25 protein-coding genes are annotated in these 21,056 nt (G+C 67.8%); 17 read left to right on the forward strand and 8 right to left on the reverse strand.

Features of this window, described 5'->3' with window-relative positions; genetic code table 11:
- Positions 1-2: 2 nt before the first annotated feature.
- The 3 genes from speE (at position 3) to K320_RS0105425 (ending at position 1,905) form a co-directional block, all read left to right on the forward strand.
- The gene (gene speE, locus K320_RS0105415) at positions 3-950 is read left to right on the forward strand and encodes a polyamine aminopropyltransferase (RefSeq protein ID WP_024537834.1); all 948 of its coding nucleotides are present in this window, start codon (positions 3-5) and stop codon (positions 948-950) included.
- Between the two features lie 161 nt (positions 951-1,111).
- Positions 1,112-1,348: a hypothetical protein gene (locus tag K320_RS0105420; protein WP_029695839.1), complete on the forward strand. Its 237-nt coding sequence runs from the start codon at positions 1,112-1,114 to the stop codon at positions 1,346-1,348.
- A 95-nt stretch (positions 1,349-1,443) separates the two neighbouring features.
- On the forward strand, positions 1,444-1,905 hold the full coding sequence (locus tag K320_RS0105425; protein WP_029695840.1) for a DUF192 domain-containing protein: 462 nt from the start codon (positions 1,444-1,446) through the stop codon (positions 1,903-1,905).
- Positions 1,906-2,060: 155 nt separating this feature from the next.
- Here the strand turns inward: K320_RS0105425 and K320_RS0105430 are convergent, their stop codons facing one another.
- Both K320_RS0105430 and K320_RS0105435 read right to left on the reverse strand, forming a co-directional pair.
- On the reverse strand, positions 2,061-2,501 hold the full coding sequence (locus K320_RS0105430; RefSeq protein WP_024537835.1) for a universal stress protein: 441 nt from the start codon (positions 2,499-2,501) through the stop codon (positions 2,061-2,063).
- Positions 2,502-2,537: 36 nt separating this feature from the next.
- A complete protein-coding gene (locus K320_RS0105435; RefSeq protein WP_024537836.1) occupies positions 2,538-3,305 on the reverse strand; it encodes a 2OG-Fe dioxygenase family protein in 768 nt (255 codons plus the stop codon).
- Between the two features lie 158 nt (positions 3,306-3,463).
- Between K320_RS0105435 and K320_RS19430 the strand changes: the two genes are divergently transcribed.
- Positions 3,464-6,670, forward strand: a complete 3,207-nt coding sequence (locus tag K320_RS19430) for a class I SAM-dependent DNA methyltransferase (RefSeq protein WP_024537837.1) — start codon at positions 3,464-3,466, stop codon at positions 6,668-6,670.
- Between the two features lie 81 nt (positions 6,671-6,751).
- Here K320_RS19430 and K320_RS0105450 read toward each other — a convergent pair whose 3' ends face one another.
- A complete protein-coding gene (locus K320_RS0105450) occupies positions 6,752-7,057 on the reverse strand; it encodes a hypothetical protein (protein WP_024537838.1) in 306 nt (101 codons plus the stop codon).
- Between the two features lie 690 nt (positions 7,058-7,747).
- On the opposite strand from K320_RS0105450, the gene K320_RS18960 reads away from it, so the two are divergent.
- Genes K320_RS18960 through K320_RS0105465 form a run of 3 tightly spaced genes read left to right on the forward strand, consistent with a single transcriptional unit; the run spans position 7,748 to position 8,331 of the window.
- On the forward strand, positions 7,748-7,903 hold the full coding sequence (locus K320_RS18960) for a hypothetical protein (protein WP_156913832.1): 156 nt from the start codon (positions 7,748-7,750) through the stop codon (positions 7,901-7,903).
- The gene (locus K320_RS18965; RefSeq protein ID WP_156913834.1) at positions 7,900-8,046 is read left to right on the forward strand and encodes a hypothetical protein; all 147 of its coding nucleotides are present in this window, start codon (positions 7,900-7,902) and stop codon (positions 8,044-8,046) included. The genes K320_RS18960 and K320_RS18965 overlap by 4 nt, the downstream gene beginning before the upstream one ends.
- Positions 8,047-8,091: 45 nt before the next feature.
- Positions 8,092-8,331 (forward strand): helix-turn-helix domain-containing protein, encoded by a 240-nt coding sequence (locus K320_RS0105465; protein ID WP_024537839.1) that lies wholly within the window; start codon positions 8,092-8,094, stop codon positions 8,329-8,331.
- A 12-nt stretch (positions 8,332-8,343) separates the two neighbouring features.
- On the opposite strand, the gene K320_RS0105470 is transcribed toward K320_RS0105465, so the two are convergent.
- From K320_RS0105470 to K320_RS0105480, 3 genes are read right to left on the reverse strand one after another with little or no spacing between them, the layout of a single operon-like run.
- Positions 8,344-10,014 (reverse strand): hypothetical protein, encoded by a 1,671-nt coding sequence (locus K320_RS0105470; protein ID WP_024537840.1) that lies wholly within the window; start codon positions 10,012-10,014, stop codon positions 8,344-8,346.
- Between the two features lie 13 nt (positions 10,015-10,027).
- Positions 10,028-10,339, reverse strand: a complete 312-nt coding sequence (locus tag K320_RS0105475) for a HigA family addiction module antitoxin (protein ID WP_029695841.1) — start codon at positions 10,337-10,339, stop codon at positions 10,028-10,030.
- A gap of 12 nt (positions 10,340-10,351) precedes the next feature.
- Entirely contained in the window at positions 10,352-10,630 is a 279-nt protein-coding gene (locus K320_RS0105480) for a type II toxin-antitoxin system RelE/ParE family toxin (protein WP_024537842.1), read from the reverse strand.
- Between the two features lie 247 nt (positions 10,631-10,877).
- Between K320_RS0105480 and K320_RS19320 the strand changes: the two genes are divergently transcribed.
- The 3 genes from K320_RS19320 to K320_RS19330 are packed head-to-tail and all read left to right on the forward strand — an operon-like array spanning position 10,878 to position 12,281.
- The gene (locus K320_RS19320; RefSeq protein WP_211236091.1) at positions 10,878-11,468 is read left to right on the forward strand and encodes a hypothetical protein; all 591 of its coding nucleotides are present in this window, start codon (positions 10,878-10,880) and stop codon (positions 11,466-11,468) included.
- On the forward strand, positions 11,469-11,654 hold the full coding sequence (locus K320_RS19325; protein ID WP_211236092.1) for a hypothetical protein: 186 nt from the start codon (positions 11,469-11,471) through the stop codon (positions 11,652-11,654).
- A gap of 27 nt (positions 11,655-11,681) precedes the next feature.
- Entirely contained in the window at positions 11,682-12,281 is a 600-nt protein-coding gene (locus K320_RS19330) for a HipA domain-containing protein (protein WP_281172614.1), read from the forward strand.
- 51 nt (positions 12,282-12,332) lie between these two features.
- On the opposite strand, the gene K320_RS0105490 is transcribed toward K320_RS19330, so the two are convergent.
- A complete protein-coding gene (locus K320_RS0105490; RefSeq protein ID WP_024537843.1) occupies positions 12,333-14,030 on the reverse strand; it encodes a long-chain fatty acid--CoA ligase in 1,698 nt (565 codons plus the stop codon).
- 242 nt (positions 14,031-14,272) lie between these two features.
- On the opposite strand from K320_RS0105490, the gene K320_RS0105495 reads away from it, so the two are divergent.
- The 3 genes from K320_RS0105495 to K320_RS0105505 are packed head-to-tail and all read left to right on the forward strand — an operon-like array spanning position 14,273 to position 18,168.
- Positions 14,273-15,280: a D-2-hydroxyacid dehydrogenase family protein gene (locus K320_RS0105495; protein ID WP_024537844.1), complete on the forward strand. Its 1,008-nt coding sequence runs from the start codon at positions 14,273-14,275 to the stop codon at positions 15,278-15,280.
- A 6-nt stretch (positions 15,281-15,286) separates the two neighbouring features.
- Positions 15,287-17,215, forward strand: a complete 1,929-nt coding sequence (mnmC, locus tag K320_RS0105500) for an FAD-dependent 5-carboxymethylaminomethyl-2-thiouridine(34) oxidoreductase MnmC (RefSeq protein WP_024537845.1) — start codon at positions 15,287-15,289, stop codon at positions 17,213-17,215.
- Positions 17,212-18,168, forward strand: a complete 957-nt coding sequence (locus tag K320_RS0105505) for an EamA family transporter (protein WP_034342675.1) — start codon at positions 17,212-17,214, stop codon at positions 18,166-18,168. The genes mnmC and K320_RS0105505 overlap by 4 nt, the downstream gene beginning before the upstream one ends.
- Here the strand turns inward: K320_RS0105505 and rraA are convergent.
- A complete protein-coding gene (gene rraA / locus K320_RS0105510; protein WP_029695844.1) occupies positions 18,134-18,649 on the reverse strand; it encodes a ribonuclease E activity regulator RraA in 516 nt (171 codons plus the stop codon). The two genes, K320_RS0105505 and rraA, sit on opposite strands and share 35 nt — an antisense overlap.
- Positions 18,650-18,849: 200 nt before the next feature.
- On the opposite strand from rraA, the gene K320_RS0105515 reads away from it, so the two are divergent.
- The 4 genes from K320_RS0105515 to K320_RS0105530 all read left to right on the forward strand — a co-directional run bounded on the left by K320_RS0105515 (position 18,850) and on the right by K320_RS0105530 (position 21,053).
- Positions 18,850-19,137: an SWIB/MDM2 domain-containing protein gene (locus K320_RS0105515; RefSeq protein ID WP_024537848.1), complete on the forward strand. Its 288-nt coding sequence runs from the start codon at positions 18,850-18,852 to the stop codon at positions 19,135-19,137.
- Positions 19,138-19,270: 133 nt separating this feature from the next.
- On the forward strand, positions 19,271-19,495 hold the full coding sequence (locus tag K320_RS0105520; RefSeq protein ID WP_024537849.1) for a (2Fe-2S)-binding protein: 225 nt from the start codon (positions 19,271-19,273) through the stop codon (positions 19,493-19,495).
- A gap of 82 nt (positions 19,496-19,577) precedes the next feature.
- Entirely contained in the window at positions 19,578-20,327 is a 750-nt protein-coding gene (locus K320_RS0105525) for an energy transducer TonB (protein WP_024537850.1), read from the forward strand.
- 9 nt (positions 20,328-20,336) lie between these two features.
- Positions 20,337-21,053 (forward strand): MotA/TolQ/ExbB proton channel family protein, encoded by a 717-nt coding sequence (locus K320_RS0105530; protein WP_024537851.1) that lies wholly within the window; start codon positions 20,337-20,339, stop codon positions 21,051-21,053.
- The last annotated feature ends 3 nt before the right edge of the window (positions 21,054-21,056 follow it).

Consider the following 21,056-nt stretch of genomic DNA (forward strand, 5'->3'; position numbering starts at 1 on the left):
ACATGGCAGGCCCCACGCAGCGCGCCCTGGCCGAGCGCCTGAACGCGCATTTCGGCATCTATCTCACGCACTGCCGCCTGCTGGCGGAAGTGCGCTCGGACTGGCAGCACATCGAGATTCACGAGCACCCCCAGTTCGGGCGGCTCATGCGCATCGATGGCTGCTTCATGACCAGCGAGCGCGACGAATTCTTCTACCACGAGCCCATGGTGCACCTGCCCGCCATCGCCCACCCCGGCGTGCGCCGGGCGCTGATAGTGGGCGGCGGCGACGGTGGCGCGGCCGAAGAGCTGCTCAAGCTGCCGGACATGGCGCAGGTGACGCTGTGCGAGCTCGACGGCGCCGTGATCCGCCTGGCGCACGAATGGCTGCCGGCCATCCACCGCGGCGCGTTCGACGATCCGCGCCTGCGCCTGCAACTGGGCGATGCGCGCGCCTTCATCGCCGCCACCAAGGAACGCTTCGACCAGATCGTGCTCGATCTCACCGACCCCTTCGGCCCGGCGGTCGAGCTCTATACCGTGGAGTTCTACCAGGCCTGCCGCCGCATCCTGGCGCCGGACGGCGTCGTGTCGCTGCACCTGGGCTCGCCCATCCACCTGCAGAACAGCCTGCGGCGCCTGCATGCCTCATTGCGGGCGGTGTTTCCCATCGTGCGGCCCTATCTGCAGTACGTGCCGCTCTACGGCACGCTGTGGTGCATGGCGATGGCGTCCGGCGGCACGGACCCGGCGGCGCTCTCGGCGGCCGAAGTGGATGCGCGCATCGCGCGGCGCGGCATTGCCGGCCTGCAGCTGTACAACGGCGCCACGCACCAGGCCCTGCTGGCACAGCCCAATTTCGTGCGGGAGCTTTTCGCCGCCCCGGCCCGCCCGCTGCACAGCGGCGACACGCTGGGCGACGTGGTGGATCCGGCCGGGCTGCCGCCGATCACCATCATCGAAGGTTGAGGCGGCGCGCGGCGCCGCGCGGAGGCTTGCGCCACGCCAATTCGCGTCAAATTCCGGCGAGGAAAAAAGGGCACAATGCGTCAACGCCGCTGTGCCCGCACCCGTTGTGCTCAGCGCAACGCGGCGTTTCGCGCTGCATCCGCAGACAGGAAATGGCAACCATGAAACAACTTTTCGCACTCATCACCGCAAGCCTCTTCGCCGTGGGCGCTTTCGCCCAAGGCACCCCTGCTCCGGCAGAGCCCCTGGCGCCCGCAGCGGCTGCCGCTCCTGCCGCCGCGGCACCCGCGGCGGCCGCACCGCAAGCCAAGGCGAAGAAAACCGCCAAGGCGCACAGGAAGGCCAGCAGCAAGCACGCCAAGCGCCACAGCAAGAAGGCTGCCAAGACGGCCGCCTGAAGCCGATCCGGCTGCAGCGCCACCAGCGTTCTTGCAGCCCGCCGCGCAACAGCCCGCAAAATAGCCGTTTTGCGGGCTGTTGACCTTTCCGACCCATGCTTTTGAAGAAAACCACCACGCTGCTGGCCCTGGGCCTGGCCTTCGTCTGCGCCGGCGCCGCGGCCCAGCAGGGCGAGCCCCAGATGAACCTGCCCCGCACCGAACTGCACGCGGGCATGTACCGCATCAGCGCGCAGCTGGCCGCCGCGCCGCGCGAGCGCGAAATCGGCCTGATGTACCGCAAACAGATGCCGGAACACGAGGGCATGCTGTTCGCCTTCGAGGTGCCGGGCGTGCAATGCTTCTGGATGAGAAACACGCTGCTGCCGCTGACGGCGGCCTTCGTCGCCGATGACGGCACCATCGTGAACCTGGCCGACATGCAGCCGCAGACCGAAGATTCGCACTGCTCGGCCAAGCCGGTGCGCTTCGTGCTGGAAATGAACCAGGGCTGGTTTGCCAAAAAAGGGCTCAAGAGCGGCGCCCGGCTGACGGGCGCGCCCTTTACCTCCCGCTGAACGCGCGCGCCGAATCCGCGCGCCACCCAGGCTCCTGTTGATCCGCCCCCGTGAGGTTTCTACTGCTTGTGGGAGCGGCTTCAGCCGCGAACAGCTGCCTTCGCGGCTGAAGCCGCTCCCACAACTGGAGATTGCATAGCGCCGGAGCAATAGTCTCAGTCGCGCACGACGAGGATGGGCACCTTCACCACCCCCAGCACGCGCTGCGTCACGCTGCCCAGCACCAGCTTCTCGATGCCGCGGCGCCCGTGCGAGCCCATCACCACCAGGTCCGCCCCGATGCTCTGCACGGTGGCGAGCACGCCTTCGTGCACGGTGTGGCCCTCGCCCACCACCGTCTCCACCTTGGCGACACCGGCGGCGGTCACCGCGTCGCGCGCGGCGTCCAGCGCGGTACTGGCCTCGGCATTGGCCGCCGTCAGGTACTGCGCCTGGCCGTAGGCAAAGTCCGCGCCCACGCCGGTGAAGGGATAAGGGTCGATCACATACAGCAGCGTGATGTCGCTGCCGAACACCTGCGCCAGCGCCGCCGCGCGCGCCACCGCCTTCATCGAGGTGTCCGAACCATCGACGGGAACCAGAATGTGCTTGAACATGTTGTGCTCCTTTCGCGGCATCACGCCGCTGTGCCATCAAGAATTATGACCATCCTCACCGAGGAAATGATCCCGCCGGCAGGTCAGAACCAGGGTGTCGCGCCAGCCCTGCCCGGCCAGCGGCTGGATCGGCGTGGTTTCGTGGACCATGCGGGCATCGTCCAGCAGCATCACCGACCACGGTTCATCGAGGGTAAAGCGCTGCCCCGCCGGGCTGGCCGCCTCAAAAATCCGCGTCTCGCCACCCTTCACGCCCTCGCGCCCCACCAGAAACACCGCCACCAGATCCACGCCATCGCGGTGCGCGCCCTCGGGCGTGGGGCGGCCCAGGCCCCCTTCGGTGTCGATGCGGAACTGGTGCGCCTCCACGCACCAGCGCGCCGGCGGCGTCTGCAGCGGCAGCAGCGCCGCCTGCGCGGCACCCGCGGCGGCGCGCACCAGCGCCTGCCAGGCGGGGCTGGCCACCGTGGCCACCAGCATGGGCGCAAACCAGCGCTGCATGCCGCCGTGCAGCGCGTTGTACTGCACCGGCTGCCAGTGCGCGCGGTGCGGCGCCTGTTCAAGGCGCTCGCCCTGCACCACGAAGCAGGCATGGCGCCTGCGCCGGTAGCGCCCGCCATCCTTGAGGTAATCGTCCGGCGGCAGATCGTCCCAATCCGCGCGCAGCCCCTGCAGCTGCGCCAGCGGCGCGCCCGCCCAGGCCGCCATGTCCTGCGGCGCCAGCACCGCATAACCGCGCTCGCGCAGGTGCTGCGCCAGTTGCGCCGCCGGAACATAAGGGGGAGAAAAATGCGTGATGGCCATGGGTGCCCAGCTTAGCGCAGCCGGCTGCTTTGCGCGGCTGGCCCTTGCGCCAAAATGGCCAGGCCGCGCCACCCGGCACTATCACCATAAAAACCTGCTCCAGCGCTTTGCCAGCAAGCGCCAGCAGCTATATATCTAATATCTCAATACCACCTGTAATGACGCCACACGACTTCATCGCCCAATGGGGCCCGGGCGGCAGCAGCAGCCACCTGAACGAAGAACAGGGCGCGCAGAGCCACTTCCTCGGCCTGTGCGAGCTGCTCGGCGTTCCCAAGCCCGGCAGCCCCGAGGTGGCGGGCGAATACCTGTTCGAGCGCCGCTCGCTCGTGCTGGGCGAAGCCCGCGGCTACGCCGACGTGTTCTACCGCGACCACTTCGCATGGGAGAACAAGGCGCCCGGCAAGAACCTCGACGCCGCCTTGCGCCAGCTCTTGCAATACAGCCTGGCGCTGGCCAACCCGCCGCTGCTGGTCGTCTGCGACCGGCTCACCATCCGCATCCATACCCAGTTCAACGGCCACCCGAGCGAGACGCACACCGTGCGCATCGAAGAGCTGGCGCAGCCCGAAAAACGCGCGCTGCTCGCCCGTCTTTGGCTGGATCCAGAAAGTTTTCGCCCGCGCCAGACCAGCCGCGACATCACCGAAGCCGCCGCCAAAAGCTTTGCCCAACTCGCCGCGCAACTGCGCGCTCGCGGCCATGCCGGCGAGGCGGTGGCGCACTTCCTCACGCAATGCCTGTTCTGCTTCTTCGCCGAAGACGTGGGCCTGCTGCCCGGGCGCATGTTCGAGCGCTTGGTCGACAACCGCCTGCTCACCAGCGACAAGCTCACCGCCGGCCTTGCCAGCCTGTTTCACACCATGCAGACCGGCGGCCTGTACGGCGCGGACGACATCCCCTGGTTCAACGGCGGGCTGTTCGCGCGCATTGATGTCCCGAAGCTGGAGATCGTGGACATCACCGAGCTGCGCAACGCCGCCAGCCTGAACTGGAGCGCGATCGACGTCAGCATCTTCGGCACGCTGTTCGAGCGGGGCCTGGACCCCGCCAAGCGCAGCCAGCTCGGCGCGCACTACACCGATCCGGCCACGATCAACCGCATCATCGAGCCCGTCATCACCCGCCCGTTGCTGCAAGAATGGGAGCTGGTGGCGCAAGACCTGCAAGCGCTGACAGCCAAAATCAAGAAGAACGGCGACGCCGCCTACAAGAAGGCGCACCAGCGCCTGGTGCAATGGCTGGAGCGCCTGCGCGCCTGGCGCGTGCTCGACCCGGCGTGCGGCAGCGGCAACTTCCTCTTCATGGGCCTGAAGGCGCTGAAAGACGTGGAGCTGCACGCCATCACCGAAGCCGCGCGCCTGGGGCTCGATCGCGAGCAGGACCTGGTCACCGGCGTGCACAACCTGCTGGGCATAGAACTCAACGAATACGCCGCGGAACTCGCCCGCGTCTCGGTCTGGATAGGCGAAATCCAGTGGCGCATCGCCCACGGCTACGCGGCCAAGACCAACCCGGTGCTGGAGCCGCTGGAGCAGATCGAATGCCGCGATGCGCTGCTGCAGTTTCTCCCTCCCCCTCTGGGGGAGGACGGAGGTGGGGGCGTTTCACCCCTTCCCCCGCCGGGGGAAGGCAGGGATGGGGGCATTTCTCTCCCTCCCCCGCTGGGGGAGGGCAGGGGTGGGGGCGCGGGCGCATCCGCATCCACCGCGCCCGATTCCGGCCCCGCAAGCCCCCACCCCAACCCTCCCCCAGTGGGGGAGGGAGTGAAAGAAGCGCAATGGCCCAAGGCCGATGCAGTAGTGGGCAACCCGCCCTTTCTGGGCGACAAGAAAATGCGCCGCGAACTGGGCGATGCCTACGTCGATGCCCTGCGCAAGACCTACGCAGGCCGCGTGCCCGGCGGCGCCGACCTGGTCTGCTACTGGTTTGAAAAAAGCCGCGCAGCCCTTGCCAGTCAAGCGCTGACAGCTTCTGGTTTGGTAGCAACCAACTCCATCCGCGGCGGCAAGAACCGCGCGGTGCTCGACGCCATCGTGCGACAAACGCGCATCTTCGACGCCTGGGCCGATGAGCCGTGGGTGAACGACGGCGCGGCGGTGCGGGTGTCGCTGGTGGCGTTTGGAGCGGCTGAAACGCACGATCACCTCAACGGTCAGCAAGTCGCACACATCCACGCCGATCTGACGGCAGGGGACGCTGGGGACTCAACGCTCGATCTCACGGCAGCGTTGCGCCTCCAATCCAATGCCAATTGCTGCTTCGTGGGCACGTCCAAGAAGGCCTCTTTCGACATAACGGGTGAACTGGCGCGATCGTGGCTCGCACTCCCCAACCCCAACGGGCGCAGCAGTGCGGAGGTCGTGAAGCCCTGGATCAGTGGCGCGGACATCGTGCGCCGACCTTCAGACACTTGGATCGTTGACTTCGGCGTGGACGCATCCGAGCAGGAATCTGCGTTGTTCGAGGCACCGTTCACCTACGTTCTGCGTGTCGTGAAGCCCGAGAAGGACGCCGTGCGCAGCGCGGCAGAACGGCGACGGTGGTGGCTGCACGCACGCACCGCGCCGGACATGCGCACCGCGCTACGGCAACCGCAGCGCTTCATCGCAACCTCCATCGTCGCCAAACACCGCCTGTGGGTCTGGTTCGACAAAAGCGTGTTGCCAAGCCATGCAACCGGCGTCATCGCCCGCGCCGACGACACCACCTTCGGCATCCTGCACAGCCGCTTGCACGAATGCTGGTCGCTGCGCATGGGCACCTCGCTGGAAGACCGCCCGCGCTACACCCCCACCACCTGCTTTGAAACCTTCCCCTTCCCGCTCGGCCTCACCCCTGCGGACACCGCCCACCAGCGCACCGAGCTGCTGGAGAGCGGCGCGCTGATCCCCGCCGATCTGCCCGCCACGCTTGACAATTTCAAGCCAAATCCGGCCCTAACGCAGGCAGGGCAGGCGCCAGCAGCTATCAAACCCATACCACCGCGCGATGCCGCAACCGCCATCGCCGAGGCGGCGCACCGGCTCGACATGCTGCGCTGCAATTGGCTGAACCCGCCCGAATGGACGCGCCGCGTGCCCGAGGTGGTGCCGCTGGGCATGGCGCATTCCCCCTACCCCGACCGCATCGAGCCGCGCCACGATCTTTCGGAGCAGGATGCCAAGGCGCTGCAAAAGCGCACGCTGACCAACCTCTACAACGCCCGCCCCGCCTGGCTCGCGCAGGCGCATGAGGCACTCGATGCTGCCGTGGCCGCTGCCTACGGCTGGAGCGACTACCGCGCCGACATGCCCGACGATGAAATCCTGCGGCGGCTGCTGGCGCTCAATCTGGAAAGGGCGTCAGCGACGCCCAAGGGGTGAAAGGCAAAAAAACAAGGGCACGCCCATGACGGGATGCCCTTGTTGCCTGGTGTTCATCCCGGGCGGTCGCCCGGCGCCACATCAGGACAGATTGCCGTAGGCCGGGCGGAAGCCATCCGCCAGCGCCTGGCGCGTGGCTTCGCGCACCTCGGCGCGGGTCAGGCTGCTCTCCACCGCGGCTTGCGCCACCGGCATGTTGCCGGCCTCGGGCGCCTGGGCGATGGCCTGGGCCTGCACATCGGCACGCTGGGCCTGGTTCACGACCACGTCTTGCGGCTGGAACAGCGGGAAGGCGCCAGCGGCGGGCTGCGCATCGGCGGCAAAGGCGGTACCCGAGACGAGCACGGCTGCGGCAACGGCGGCGAAAGCGAAATTCTTGCGGATCATGATTTTCTCCTTACGGTGTGGTAAACCAAAAAAACAAACAAAACCTATGAGATAAACAGGTGGCCTGAGCCACTTTCCTTACCGGAGGTGCATCGGGTGATGTCCTTCGATGGCTTGTATTGTGCGGGTTTACCCTAGTTTAAAAAAGCCTCTTAAATGGATATCACCGTTTCGAATTTGGAAACAATGCCCAAAGCCCTGGATCGACGCTGCCCGCGCCGAAGCGCTTCAGCCGGCCTGTTCGGCCAGGTGAAAGGCCCGGTGCTCATCCCATGGCGGCTGATGAGCGCCGAGGGCGAGCTGATTGGGGCGTTCTGGGAAGAGGCCGGGCGCACGTATCATTGCGCCGGTTGGCGGTGCTCCCACTTGGTGATGGGCTCAGATGTCCCGGTTCGAATCCGGGCCCGCCAACTCCCGACAGCCCACGCTACCCCACGGATTGCGCAAACAACAGGTGCCGCTTGCGCTTGTGCACGGTCACGCTAGCATGCGTGCGCTGGATGATCGGTAGATGCGCTCCCTGGAGGCGCGGCGCCGATGAAAATCGGAAGCTGGCTGGGTTCAAGTCCCTCGCCGATCGTCCGGCACCCTTCGTTCAAAAGCTGGCGTTGCGCGGGATGAGGCTGACAACCTAGGCTGCCCCATCGACGTCTGTCATTTCCAACACGCATGACTTCTTACCATCCGCACATGCCACGCGTCATTCTGTTCATCGCCTGCTGCGCCGTGCTCGCCATGGGCGGCGGCATGGTGCGCAGCGCCATGGTGCTGGCAGCGCTGGCCTTTGCCAGCCTGTGCGCCTGGATCGCCTGGCAACTGGTTCGCATATTTCTCGGCAGGCCATGAACTCCATCGTGCTCAAGGCTTCGCTCATCCTGCTGCTGGCCGGTCTGCCCACCGCCATCGCAGGCATTGGCCTGGGTGTGTACCTGGTGCTGGCCGGCATCGCCGCGTACGGCTTGTGGTTCGCCTCGCTGTTGCTGGCGTAACGACCTGGCGGATGTGTCGGTCGCAGTCTGGAAAGGGAAAACGCCATGAGCACCGCATTCGACAGCATCAAGCAAGGCCTTCAAGAGGTCATCGCCCATGCCCAGGACGACGAGCGCGGCGTGCGCGTGCACCGTCCGCGCGCCATCGACGTGAAGGCCGTGCGCGCCAAGGTGGGCATGACGCAGGAACCATTTGCCGCCCGTTTTGGCTTTTCCACGGCCACCCTGCGGCACTGGGAACGCGGGGATCGCAACCCGCAGGCGGTCATCGAGGCCTTGGCGTGACCGAATCCGGGCTCAACCGACCTGCACCCAGTCGCGCCCCGCCGGTGGTTTGAAGCAAACCTTCCAGGCGCGGGCTGTCCGCAGCGCCTTGGCGATGGCGATCTGTTCCTGTTCGAGCAGGCGCGGCCGGTGTTCGTCGCGCAGGTGGCCCGGCCCAGCGGGCGCAATGCAGTCGCGCTGCCAGGCCGCGATGCGCCGTATCAGCGCGAGCGGCAGTTCGATCTGCTCGTAGCTGATCGGCTTGCCCCTGGCGTCCTGCAGACCGCTGCGGCCAAAGCCGATGTCCAGGCGGATTTCGTCGAGCTGGTGCGTGAAGGCGGCGCGTTCGGCCTGGCGTGCCGCCGCCCGTTCGGGCACGCCGCGCTTCGACAGGGTGGCCTCGGGATTGGACAAGCCCCAGCCGTCTATGCCGTGGTAGCCGACCTTGACGCCGAGCCGCAGGGCCAGCCACAGCAGATCCTCGGCGTGCTCGGACAGATTCAGGTGGTATGAAAACCGGGCGTCGTTGGCGATGATGCGCACCTCATCGGTCGTGGCCAGCAGCTCCACCGGGCGCTGCAGCCAGTCGTCCTGCGGCAGGCAACGTGCGCTGCGGCAACGCGCGCCGACGCGGCGCATCCATGCCGGGGTGGCGAGTTCCGGCGGTGCGGCGAAGCTCACGTCCGCGCCGATATGCTCGGCCACGATCATTTGCGCCACGTCGCGCGCGTCGATGGTCGCAAAGACGACCACCAGGGTCTTGCGGGCCTGCGGCGGCAGGTAGCGAAGCGTGCATGAACGCCTGCTCCAGAGCCGTTGCCCCAAGTCCAGTTCGAAGGGGTGAGCGTAACTGGCTGGCGCGACCAACGCCGCCTTCAATTCGTCTGCGTGACGGGCGCCGCTGGCCTGGAGCAGGTAGCGCACGAAGCCGGAATCGGGCCGGTGGGTGCAGCACCAATGCAGAATGAAAAAGCGGTGCGCGAAGTCGATCTGGCCATCGTCCTCGGGGTCGTCGGGCATGACCTCATGGTCGTCGAAGTGGTAGAGCGCGCGCCCCAACGTCTGCTCCAGCGCCTGCGCGATGGGGCGCATGGTCTGGCGCCAAGCGATGAAGGCCGCGTCCCAATCTGGTGCCTCGCCCTCTTGCTCGCACCATGGGGCGTGGAAGAACGTGAACTGCTCCCAGGGGCGCGGGTGTGCCGGCAACTGCTGCAAGGAAATCCGGGTCATCGGCGTCGCAGGCCCGCTCTGGTCGGGCCGGAATATCGGAGCACTTGCCGCCACCTGCCCAGCCTGCTCCAGAAAATCGAGCGCTGCCGCAGACAAGCTCTGTTGCGTGGTGCGCAGCCAGTCGACGAAGTCGGCCACCGGAATGTGCTCTGGCGGATGGGGGTCGCGGGGACTGAAATAGCAGGCCCGGCGTGCGGGCGCCGAATCACCCAGCATTCGCGCCACGATCTGGGTGGCCTGCGCCTGGGGTGTTGCCGCGCCTTCGCTGCGCAGCAGCGTCGCCAATGCCTGTACGGGTTCGAGGAAGGGCACGCAATATGCGCCCGGTGGTTCGCGGAGCCAGATGTAGCGGTTGCGCCGCACCATGTCGTCGGCGTCGGCGGCGTCAGCGAACCCGTCGAGGTGCGCGAGGGTCGCCGGCGCCAGCGCCGAGCGGGGCAATGCACGCACCAGCGCGGCAAGATTCATCGCCATGCCCAGGCCCGGTTCAACTTTGCGGTGTCGGCATGCGCGCAATACGTGAAAGCACGTCCCGTAGTGCCGGGCGTGCGGTAGCCATGTCGTAGTCTGCCTGCAAGCCCATCCAGAACTCGGCGCTGGCGCCGAAGTATTGCGCCAGGCGCAGTGCCGTATCAGCGGTCACGGAGCGGCGCTCGCGCACGATGTCATTGATGCGCGGCGCGGGCACCTGCAGCGCGTTCGCCAGCGCATGGGCTGTGATGCCCATGGGTTTGAGGAATTCTTCGCGCAACACCTCGCCTGGGTGTATGGGGCGCATGCCATTGGTGATGGTTTGCATGGCGGTTCTCCGTCAGTGATAGTCCACGATCTCTACTTGCGCTGCGTTGCTGCCCGTCCACACGAAGCACACGCGCCACTGATCGTTGATGCGGATGCTGTGCTGACCTTTACGATCGCCTTTGAGCGCTTCCAGGCGATTGTTCGGAGGAATGCGCAGATCGGCCAGACAGGTGGCTCGGTGCACCATCTGAAGCTTGCGTTCGGCGACAGCGCGCAGGTTGGCAAAGCGAGCCACTGCCTGCCCGGCAAACAGCGCCTGGGTCTGTGCACATCGAAAGCTCTCGATCATTGATCGTCAGTATATAACGCGCCGCGTTAAATCACTAACACTGTGTCGTATGTGGCGTTTTCGAAGCAGACCCGCAGACTCGCCCTGTCAGGCCAAGTACGCACCTGGATACATCTGCCGCGCACCGGTATTCGGAATAGTTGAAAAAAAGCGTCAGCACGAATTCCATTCTGATTTCAAGACATTGGCAAAACACATGTTTACAGAAACAATCGTGTCATGAATCACATCGAATATCGTGCTGTTCATGACCACGACATCGGTTGAACAACTGCTGGCAACACTGCGCCGCAAACCCCAGTCCAGCGCGCCTGAAGTGGCCGCCGCCCTGGGGGTAAGCGTGCCCACCGCGCAGCGCCTGCTGCGCACTGCGGGCGATGCGGTCGTGAGCCTGGGGCGCGCTCGTCGCACGCGCCACGCCGCGCGCCGCAGCCTGCGCGGGCAGGCGCAAGACCTGCCGGTGTACCGCATCGACGCCGAAGGTATCGCCCACGCCTTTGCCACGCTGGCGCTGGTGGCGCCCCAAGGCTGCGCGATGGCGCTGCAAGAGGGCGGCTGGCCGCTGCCCGATGCATCGCGCGACGGCTGGTGGCCGGGGCTGCCCTATCCACTGCAGGATATGCGGCCCCAAGGCTACCTGGGCCGGCAGTTTGCGCGCGCCGTGCACGACGATCTGCAACTGCCGCCCGACCCGCGCGCTTGGGGGGATGACGAGGTGCTGCTGGCGCTGGCGCACGCGGGCCATGACATGCCCGGCGACCTGGTCGTGGGCGAGCGGGCCTTGCGCCTGTGGCAGGCGCAGCGGTTGGCAGCGCCACCTGCGCTGACTGAGGAATGATTGCTAGAAGCCTACGCGGCGCTGGCCGAGCTGGCGTTGGCGGGCGGCGCAGCGGGTTCGAGCGCCGCGGGGGAGTTCCCCAAGTTTGCGGCGCTGCGCAGCCTGCCGTTGGCGCAGGAGGGCGGGCCCGATGGCGTGCCGCGCAGCGCGCATGTGCTGGTCAAGTTTTCCGGCGCGGGAGTGTAACCGGCAGAGCGCCGCTGGGCCGATCTGCTGCGCGCTGAGCATCTGGCGCTGCAGACGCTGGCCGAGCACGGCGTGCCGGCGGCGCGCAGCCGCATCCTCACCGGCGCGGGGCGCACCTTTCTGGAGGTGGAGCGCTTTGACCGCCACGGCCTGTGGGGCCGCAGCCCACTGGTAAGCCTGGAGGCAGTGAACGCCGCGTTCCTGGGCCAGCCGCAACGCTCGTGGGCCGTGCTGGGCGCAGGTCTGGTGCGCCTGGATGTGCTTTCTGATCCGGCGCTGCAGCACATCGCCCGGCTGGAATGGTTTGGCCGCCTGATCGGCAACACCGACATGCACCTGGGCAATCTGGGGTTTCGCCCACGGGCCGATGGTTTTTCGCCCGCCCCCGCTTACGACATGCTGCCGATGCGCTATGCGCCGCTGCCGGGCGGCGAGCTGCCGGCGCTGCGCCCGCTCGATCCTGCCCTGCCGCTACCGGCCGAGCGCAGCAACTGGCAGGCAGCGGCTGACGTGGCCATGGCGTTCTGGCAGCAGCTTGCCGATGACGTGGGCACTGCGCAAGACCTGCGCGCACTGGCGGGCACCCATGCCGGGCAGCTCACGCAATTGCGTGCGGTGGTGGGCTGAGAGGCGCAGAGGCAATCCCCCACATGCCGCGTGCGCAACACCGCGCCTGCGCTACAACTGCCCCGCGTCCTGCGCCTCCTGCAGCTGGCGCCACATCACCTTGCCGCTGCCGCTCTTGGGCAGTTTGTCGGCAAAGCGCACCTGGCGCGGCGCCTTGTAGGCGGCCATCTGTTCGTGGCTCCAGGCGATGATGTCCTGCTCGCTCACCTGGCCCTGCTGGCCGGGGCGCAGCACCACCACGGCCTTGACGGTTTCGCCGCGGTAGTCGTCGCGCGCGCTGATGACGCAGACTTCCTGGATCGCGGGGTGGCGGTACATCAGCGATTCGACCTCGGCCGGCCAGACCTTGTAGCCGCTGGCGTTGATCATGCGCTTGAGGCGGTCGGTGATGAAGAAGTAGCCCTCCTCGTCCACGCGGCCCAGGTCGCCGGTGCGAAAGAAGCGCTTGCCTTCCAGCATGAAGAACACCGCCTCGGTGGCGTCGGGGTGCTTCCAGTAGCCGTCGAAAACCTCGGGGCCGTGCACCACGATTTCGCCCTGCTCGCCCTGGGGCAGCTCCTTCAGGGTCTGCGGATCGACGATGCGCGCATCGGTGCTCATGAAAGGGATGCCCAGGCACTGCTGCTTGGGCCGGTCGGGCGGGTTGCTGTGCGAGGGCGCGGCGGTTTCTGTCAGGCCGTAGCCCTCGGCGTATTTCAGGCCGTATTGCTCCAATAGCCGCTGGGCCACGGCCTGCGGCATGGCCGCACCGCCGCCGCCGATGTTCTTCAGGCTGCTCAGGTCGAACTGCGCGAAGTTGGGGCTGGCCATGAGGTCGATGATCATGGTCGGGATGTTGGTCCACACCGTGACCTTGTGGCGCGAGATGAGCCGCCCGGCCAGCTCGCGGTCCCAGCGCGGCATGAGCACCAGCGTGGAGCCGCAGTACAGCGCCGCGTGCATCACGCTGACCATGCCGGTGATGTGGAACATCGGCACCACGCACAGCGCCACGCCTTCGGCGGTGGCCGTGCCCCACAGGCTGCTGGCCACGGCGTTGTGCATCAGGCTGCGGTGCGGGTGCATGCAGCCCTTGGGCCGGCCGGTGGTGCCGCTGGTGTAGGGCAGCGCGGCCAGGTCGTCAGGCCCCACGGTGTGCGCCGGCGCGGCAGCGGTGCAGGCGATTGCTTCTTCCCAGCCATGCACCGCACCGCCGGCCAGCAGGGGCAGCGGATGGCGGGTGCACAGCCAGTCCTGCCAGGCGGCGGGCATGTCGCCGGGCTGCAGCGCCCGCGGGTCGAACGCATCGGTGTATTGGCTGACGAGCAGGTGCGCGAGCCGCTGCCCCTCGGGCAGCTGGCTGCTGGCCTGCGCCATCTCGCCCGCCAGATCGCCGGTGGTGATGGCGATGCGGGCGCCGGAATCCTCGATGTAGTGCGCCAGCTCCTGTGCCTTGTTCATCGGGTTGACGGGCACGACGACGGCATTGGCCCGCAGGATGGCGAAATGCGCGATGACCCACTGCGGGCAGTTCTGCATGAAGAGCAGCACCCGGTCGCCCTTGCCCACGCCCCAGGCCGCCAGCTGCGCCGCCAGGCGTTCGGCCGCGTCGTGCAGCGCGCGGTAGCTGGTCTGCCGGCCCATGAAGACCAGCGCCGCCTTGTCCGGGTAGCGCTGCGCGTTGACCGCGAGGTTGACCCACAGCGAGGTGGCCGGCGTGGCGATGGCGTGGGGCAGGCGCGCGGGCCAGTGGGCATGGTGGGCTTGCATGCAGCTTCCTTGGTCAGCTATCTTTGTTGCGACGGGCTCAGGGTACGCAGCGCCCGCGGCGCTGGCAACCGGGCCAACCCCGGGCCGCAGTCGCCCACGCGACCGTGCACACCTGGTTACCCTGAAGGTGCTGGTGCGGGCCGCACCATCAACGACAATCAGGGGCGGCGGCATGTCCGCCATCACTGAACCCATTTGACGCCCTGGCGGGAAACCAGCCGGCGCTGACCCATTTGCCTGCAATGAATATCGTCATCCTGGACGACTACCAGGACACCGTGCGCAAGCTGCGCTGCGCCGAACGCCTTGCGGCCCATTCCGCCAAGGTCTATACCAACACCGTCAAGGGGCTGGGGCAGCTGTCGGTGCGGCTGCGCGACGCCGACATCCTCGTGCTCATCCGCGAGCGCACGCACATCACGCGCCAGCTGGTCGAAAAACTCCCGCGCCTGAAATTCATCGCCCAGACCGGACGCGCGGGGCCGCACATCGACCTGGCCGCCTGCACCGAGCGCGGCATCGCCGTGGCCGAGGGCACCAGCTCTCCCGTGGCGCCGGCCGAGCTGACCTGGGCGCTGATGATGGCCGCCATGCGCCGCCTGCCGCACTACATCGCCAGCCTCAAGCACGGCGCCTGGCAGCAGGCCGGGCTGCGCGCGGGCTCGATGCCGCCCAACTTTGGTCTCGGGCAGGTGCTGCGCGGGCGCACGCTGGGCATCTGGGGCTATGGACGCATTGGCCAGATCGTCGCGGGCTATGGCCGCGTCTTCGGCATGAACGTGCGCATCTGGGGCAGCGAAAACTCGCGCGCCAAGGCGCTGGCCGATGGCTACCAGTCCGCCGCCACGCGCGCCGAGTTCTTCGAGCAGTGCGACGTGATCTCGCTGCACCTCAGGCTGAACGAGGCCACGCAGCACCTCATCACATTGGAAGACCTCTCCCTGATGAAGCCGACGGCGCTGCTGGTGAATACCTCGCGCGCCGAGCTGCTGCAGCCCGATGCCCTGATCGCCGCGCTCAACCGCGGCCGCCCCGGCATGGCCGCGATCGACGTGTTCGAGAGCGAACCCATCCTGCAGGGCCATGCGCTGCTGCGGCTGGAAAACTGCATCTGCACGCCGCACATCGGCTATGTCGAGCAGGACAACTACGAGCTGTACTTTGGCGCCGCGTTCGACAACGTGATCAACTACATGAAGGGCACGCCGACCAACATCGTCAACCCCGGCGCGCTGCAGATGCGCCGCTGACGCGCGATGGCGGAACCCGTCGATTGGCTGGCCGACGGCACCCCGGCCAGCCCGCGCTTTGGCGACCGCTACCGCAGCAGCGCGGGCCATGGGCTGGACCAGGCGCGCGGCGTTTTCCTGCAGGGCTGCGGCCTGCCGGCGGCCTGGGCGGGGCAGGCGCGGTGGCGCATTCTGGAAACCGGCTTTGGCCTGGGGCTGAATTTCCTCGTCGCCTGGGCCGCGTGGCGCGCCGACGCGCAGCGCCCGCAGCGGCTGCACTTCGTCTCCTGCGAGGCCTGGCCGGTCAGCGCCGAAGACTTGCTGCGCGCCGCACCGCCGGATGCACAGCTGCAGGCGCTGGCCGCAACCCTGGCAGCACGGTTTCACGGTCTGGTGCCGGGCGTGCACCGGCTGGCGTTTGAAGGCGGTCGGGTACTGCTGACGCTCCTGGTCGGCGATGCGCAAACCATGCTCAAGGCGCAGCGTCCGCAGGCGGACAGCGTGTTTCTGGATGGCTTCGCGCCGCGCCTGAACCCGGATGTGTGGAGCCCGCACACGCTCAAGGCCGTCGCCCGCTGCTGCCGCCGCGGCACCCGCCTGGCGACCTGGAGCACGGCGCGCAGCGTGCGCGATGCGCTCACCCAATGCGGCTTTGCGGTGCAGAAAGTGGCGGGAGTGCCGCCCAAACGCGAGAACCTGCACGCGGTGTACGACCCGCCCTGGGAGCCGCGCGCCACGCGCCCGGCCTTGCCTGCCGTGCGCCCGCCCGCAGGCCGGCGCTGCGCCGTGGTGGGCGCGGGACTGGCGGGCGCGGCCGTGGCCTGGCAACTGGCCCAGCGCGGCTGGCAGGTGGCGGTGATCGATGGCGCCACGCACCCCGCCACTGGCGCATCGGGCGTGCCTGCTGCGATTTTCGCGCCGCACCACTCGCCCGACGACAGCGTGATCTCGCGCCTCTCGCGCGCCGGGGTGCGTGCCACGCTGCAGGCGCTGCACCAGCTGGCCAGCGACCTGCAGGGCACGGCCTGGGACATGCACGGCGTGCTGGAACATGCCGTGGAGCCAGGCGCCCGCCTGGCCGGGGACAGCGGCGCATGGCAGCCCTGGACGCGCCCGGCCAGCGCCGGAGAACGCGCCCAGGCCCGGCTGGATACCGATGCGCCGGCACTTTGGCACGCCAGCGCCGGCTGGCTGCGCCCGGCGGCATTGGTAGCGCGACTGCTGGCGCAACCGGGCGTCACCGTTCGCACCGGCCTGGCGGTTGCGAAAATCGAAGCGGCCGATGCGCGCTGGCGGCTGACCGATGCGCGGAGCACCCCCATCGCCGAGGCGGAGTGCATCGTGGTGTGCGCCGGCCCCGCCAGTGCCCGGCTGTCCGGCCGCCGGCTGCCGCTGCAGCCGGTGCGCGGCATGGCCAGCTGGGGCCTGCATACGCCGCACACCGCCGCCGCGCCCTGGCCCGAGGTTCCCGTCAACGGGCACGGCAACCTGATTCCGCGCGTGCCGCTTGCGGGAGGTGAGGCCTGGGTCTGCGGCTCGACGTTCGAGCGCGATCAGGCATGCTTGCCTTTGAGCGAGGGCGAAATCACCGCCGCGCACCGCGCCAATTTCGCCAAGCTGCAGCGGCTGCTGCCCGCGCTGGCAGCGGCGCTGCAGCCCGTCTTTGCCGCGCCCGTCGCACCGCGACTGCAGGCATGGTCCGGCGTGCGCTGCACCACGCCCGATCACCTGCCGCTGGTTGGCCCGCTGGACGGCGCCGTGCAGCCGGGCCTGTGGCTCTGCACCGGCCTGGGGGCGCGCGGCGCCACGCTGGCGCTGCTGTGCGCCGAGCTGCTCGCCGCCCGGCTGCACGATGAGCCGCTGCCGCTGGACGCTGCGCTGGGGCGTGCGATAAGCACCGAACGGCTGGCGCGCGCGGCACAATCCACCACCGCTGCCCCCTCTTCGCGCTCTTGACCCAGCCCTCACGCCCCGTCGCCTTTGCCTGCCTGGCGCTGAGCATGGTGCTTGTGGGCAGCTACGTGGCGCTGTCCAAGCCGCTGGCGCTGGCCTTTCCGGTGCTGCTGCTGGCGTGGCTGCGCTTTGGCATAGGGTCCGTGGCCATGCTGGGCTGGCTGCGCAAGCCGCCCGGCGAGCCGCCGCTGAGCCGCCGCGCCAAGGGGCTGCTGTTTCTGCACGCGCTGCTGGGCAATTTCCTCTTCACCGTCTTCATGATCTATGGCGTGAGCCTGACCAGCGCGACGACGGCGGGCGTGATCATGGCGTCGATTCCCGCCTGCGTGGCGCTGCTGAGCCGGTTCTTTCTGCACGAACGCATCAGCGCCCGCACCTGGGCGGCGATTGCCTGCGCGGTGGCGGGGATCGCGCTGTTTTCACTCCATAAACAGGAGCTGCCAGCGCTTGAACCACAAGCGCTGGAGGCCAAAAACGGTCAAATTCTGCAATGGCTGGGCATGGCGCTGCTGCTGGCCGCTTCACTGTGCGAGGCAGCGTATTCGGTGATCGGCAAGCACCTTACGGGCACGCTCGGGCCGCGGCGCATCTCGGCGCTCATCAACCTCTGGGGCTTTGCCCTGGCCACCCCCGCCGGCCTGCTGCTGGCCCTGCGCTTCGACTTTGCCGCGGTGAGCGGTCCCACCTGGCTGCTGCTGCTTTTCTATGCCCTCGCCGCCTGCATGTGGTCGGTCTGGCTGTGGATGACGGGGCTACGCGTGGTGCCTGCCTCGCAGGCGGGCGTGTTCACCGTGCTGCTGCCGGTCAGCGCCGCGCTGGTGGGTGTGCTGGCACTGGGCGAGCAGATGAACATGCTGCAGATGCTGGCATTCGCGCTGGCGCTGGCCAGCGTGGTGCTGGCCACGCTGCCCGCCACCCTCTTCAGCCGTCTTGGCCATGCTCGGCGCGATCGCTGACGACGATGCCGTCCGCGTCGGCATAGAGCCAGTCGCCCGGGCGCACCCAGACGCCCTGCACCTGCACCGGCACGTCGACCTGGCCGGTACCGCGCTTTTCGGTCGCCATCGGGACCAGCGCCAGCGCGCGTATGCCCACCGCCTCGACATTGAGCTCGGCCACATCGCGCACGCAGCCATTGACGACGATGCCCGCCCAGCCATTGCGCGCCGCCGCCGCGGCCAGATTGCCGCCCACCAGCGCACGCCGCAGCGAAGCGCCGCCATCGACCACCAGCACGCGCCCCGCGCCGGCCTGGTTGACCGCCGCCTTCACGAGCGCGTTGTCCTCGAAGCACTGGAGCGTGCTGACCGGGCCATGAAACGCCGCACGCGCGCCAAAGGAGAGAAAGACGGGCGGCAGGACGCGAAACGCGCCGCTGGCGTCGCTTTTATGTGCGTCGCACAGGTCGCAGGTACTGACGTTGCGGGAATGTGGCATGGGAGAAATTCTGAAAATTGAACGGCAAAACGCCGATTTTGCGCCGCCACTGTTGCCGCCATGCCGCAACGTGCGGGGCGCCGCCGCAAAAAACCGCGCGGCCCCTTGGCAAGCGCCGAATTCCCGCTAGTATGCGTGGGCCAGTGGAGCCGTCGCTTGACGCTGGCGCCACCTATTTGACAACACAAGGAACACCGAACATGGCCACCGCAGCAAAGAAGGCACCCGCCGCAAAAAAGCGCACCCCCAACGCCGCCTTCATGAAGCCCCTGACACCGGACGCCGCCCTGGCTGCTGTCGTCGGCGCCAAGCCGCTGGCACGTACCGAAATCGTCAAGCAGCTGTGGGTCTACATCAAGAAGCACAAGCTGCAGGACGCCACGAACAAACGCATGATCAACGCCGACGCCAAGCTCAAGGAGCTGTTCGGCAAGTCGCAGGTCTCCATGTTCGAGCTCGCCGGCCTGATCGGCAAGCACGTCAGCTGAGCCGCGGCGCATGCACCGCGAAAGAACCGGTCGAGGCCGGTTTTTTCATGCCTGCAAAAAAATCGGCAAGACTATTTGAATGCGACAGATTCTCATTTATACTCGCAGCCAAACGAGCTTCTGAGCTGCCGCCATGATCGTCTGTGTCTGCCACCGCATTTCCGACCGCGAAATCGCACGCCATGCGCGCGCCGGCCTGAGCTTCGACGAAATCCAGATGGAGCTCGGCGTAGCCACCCAGTGCGGCTGCTGCGAGCAGACGGCGCGCGAAGTGGCGGCGCAGTGCGGCACATCAGCCGCCGTTGCCGCATTGCACAACGAAGCCGCGGAAGCGGCCCGGCACACCATCGCCGGCTGAACCGTCCCCCACTGCTGCCCTTGGCGCCTTCATTGAATCGGCCGGTAATGCAGGCCGGGCGGGCGCTGCCAGCTATTCTTTCATGAGCCACTTCGAGCAATACGCCCCTACTGGCGGCCTCAGCCGCAACGCAGCCATCGTCGGCTCGGTCGTGGCATTGCATATGCTGGCACTCTGGGCGGCACAGAACGGTCTGCTGCGCCAGGCCGTGGAAGTGATCGTGCCGGTGCAGGTGATAAGCAACCTCATCACCCCCGCCCCGCCGCCGCCACCGCCCGCACCGCCACCGGCACCACCCATTCCTCTTCCCCCGCCACCGCCCGCGCCACCCAAGCCCAAGGCACCGCCGCCTCCCGTGCGCCACGCGCCATCGCCACCCAAGGCCGTGGCGCCCCAACCAGCGCCCATGCCGGTGGCGATTGCAGACGCGGCGCCAGCGCCGGACGCACCCGTGGGCGTGATCGAACCGCAGCCGCCGGCGCCGCCCATCCTGGCACCCGTGGCGCCGCCGCCGCCCGCACCACCGGTCCCGCCGGCGGCACCGGCCATGGTGGCGCCTTCCAGCAACGCGAGCTATCTGAACAACCCGCCGCCCACCTACCCCGCCGTGAGCCGGCGCCTGGGCGAGCAAGGCCTGGTGGTGCTGCGCGTGCTGATCGGCACCGATGGCCTGCCGCAACAGGTACAGGTGAACCAATCCAGCGGCTTTGAGCGGCTGGACCAGGCGGCGGTCAAGACCGTCTCGCGCTGGCGCTTCGTGCCCGGCACCAGGAATGGCGTGCCCGAAGCCATGTGGCACCTGCAGCCCATCAATTTTGTTCTGACTCACTGAAGACACACCATGGAATCACAACTCGGCCTCTGGCACCTCTGGGAACAGGGCGACTTCGTCACCCGTGCCACGGCAGCGCTGCTGCTGGGCATGTCGCTGCTGACCTGGATCGTGATCATCGTGAAGGCGCTGAACATCGTGCGCTTCAAGCGCGATGCGCGCAATGCGCGCGACTTCTGGCACAGCGAAGACTTCGCCGCCGGCCTGACCAAGCTGGGCAACCGCCCGGGCAACCCCTTCGTTTACCTGGCCCTGGAAGCGCGCGAAGCCAACGCGCACCACCGCAACACCCAGACCCATCTGCACGATACGCTGGACGTGAGCGACTGGATCACACGCTGCCTGCGCAACTGCATCGACGAGTTCACCGCCAGCATCCAGTCGGGCCTGGCCGTGCTGGCGTCCATCGGCTCCACCTCGCCCTTCATCGGTCTGTTCGGCACGGTCTGGGGCATCTACCACGCGCTGATGGCGATCAGCAGCTCGGGCGCCTCCACCATCGACAAGGTGGCCGGCCCGATCGGCGAGGCGCTCATCATGACGGCGCTGGGCCTGGCGGTCGCCATTCCCGCCGTGCTGGGCTACAACGCCCTGGTGCGCGGCAACAAGTGGATCCTGAACCAGCTCGGCAGCTTCGCGCACGATCTGCATGCCTACTTCGTGACCGGCGCACGCGTGAGCCCGCCCGGCGAAGCCGTCAACGTGCTGCCGATGAAGAAGGGCTGAGGC

This window comes from Comamonas badia DSM 17552 (assembly GCF_000484635.1).
Classification (GTDB): Bacteria; Pseudomonadota; Gammaproteobacteria; order Burkholderiales; family Burkholderiaceae_C; genus Comamonas_C; species Comamonas_C badia.

Bases quoted from the DNA above. Each gene is read 5' to 3' on its own strand.
- K320_RS0105495 (WP_024537844.1), top strand. From the start codon at position 14,273: ATGAATATCGTCATCCTGGACGACTACCAGGACACCGTGCGCAAGCTG.
- K320_RS0105490 (WP_024537843.1), bottom strand. From the start codon at position 14,030: ATGCAAGCCCACCATGCCCACTGGCCCGCGCGCCTGCCCCACGCCATC.
- K320_RS0105525 (WP_024537850.1), top strand. From the start codon at position 19,578: ATGAGCCACTTCGAGCAATACGCCCCTACTGGCGGCCTCAGCCGCAAC.
- speE (WP_024537834.1), top strand. From the start codon at position 3: ATGGCAGGCCCCACGCAGCGCGCCCTGGCCGAGCGCCTGAACGCGCAT.
- K320_RS0105480 (WP_024537842.1), bottom strand. From the start codon at position 10,630: ATGATCGAGAGCTTTCGATGTGCACAGACCCAGGCGCTGTTTGCCGGG.
- K320_RS18965 (WP_156913834.1), top strand. From the start codon at position 7,900: ATGAACTCCATCGTGCTCAAGGCTTCGCTCATCCTGCTGCTGGCCGGT.
- K320_RS0105435 (WP_024537836.1), bottom strand. From the start codon at position 3,305: ATGGCCATCACGCATTTTTCTCCCCCTTATGTTCCGGCGGCGCAACTG.
- K320_RS0105475 (WP_029695841.1), bottom strand. From the start codon at position 10,339: ATGCAAACCATCACCAATGGCATGCGCCCCATACACCCAGGCGAGGTG.
- K320_RS19430 (WP_024537837.1), top strand. From the start codon at position 3,464: ATGACGCCACACGACTTCATCGCCCAATGGGGCCCGGGCGGCAGCAGC.
- K320_RS0105465 (WP_024537839.1), top strand. From the start codon at position 8,092: ATGAGCACCGCATTCGACAGCATCAAGCAAGGCCTTCAAGAGGTCATC.
- K320_RS0105470 (WP_024537840.1), bottom strand. From the start codon at position 10,014: ATGGCGATGAATCTTGCCGCGCTGGTGCGTGCATTGCCCCGCTCGGCG.
- K320_RS0105430 (WP_024537835.1), bottom strand. From the start codon at position 2,501: ATGTTCAAGCACATTCTGGTTCCCGTCGATGGTTCGGACACCTCGATG.
- K320_RS18960 (WP_156913832.1), top strand. From the start codon at position 7,748: ATGCCACGCGTCATTCTGTTCATCGCCTGCTGCGCCGTGCTCGCCATG.
- rraA (WP_029695844.1), bottom strand. From the start codon at position 18,649: ATGCCACATTCCCGCAACGTCAGTACCTGCGACCTGTGCGACGCACAT.
- mnmC (WP_024537845.1), top strand. From the start codon at position 15,287: ATGGCGGAACCCGTCGATTGGCTGGCCGACGGCACCCCGGCCAGCCCG.
- K320_RS0105450 (WP_024537838.1), bottom strand. From the start codon at position 7,057: ATGATCCGCAAGAATTTCGCTTTCGCCGCCGTTGCCGCAGCCGTGCTC.
- K320_RS0105515 (WP_024537848.1), top strand. From the start codon at position 18,850: ATGGCCACCGCAGCAAAGAAGGCACCCGCCGCAAAAAAGCGCACCCCC.
- K320_RS0105530 (WP_024537851.1), top strand. From the start codon at position 20,337: ATGGAATCACAACTCGGCCTCTGGCACCTCTGGGAACAGGGCGACTTC.
- K320_RS0105420 (WP_029695839.1), top strand. From the start codon at position 1,112: ATGAAACAACTTTTCGCACTCATCACCGCAAGCCTCTTCGCCGTGGGC.
- K320_RS0105425 (WP_029695840.1), top strand. From the start codon at position 1,444: ATGCTTTTGAAGAAAACCACCACGCTGCTGGCCCTGGGCCTGGCCTTC.
- K320_RS19320 (WP_211236091.1), top strand. From the start codon at position 10,878: ATGACCACGACATCGGTTGAACAACTGCTGGCAACACTGCGCCGCAAA.
- K320_RS0105520 (WP_024537849.1), top strand. From the start codon at position 19,271: ATGATCGTCTGTGTCTGCCACCGCATTTCCGACCGCGAAATCGCACGC.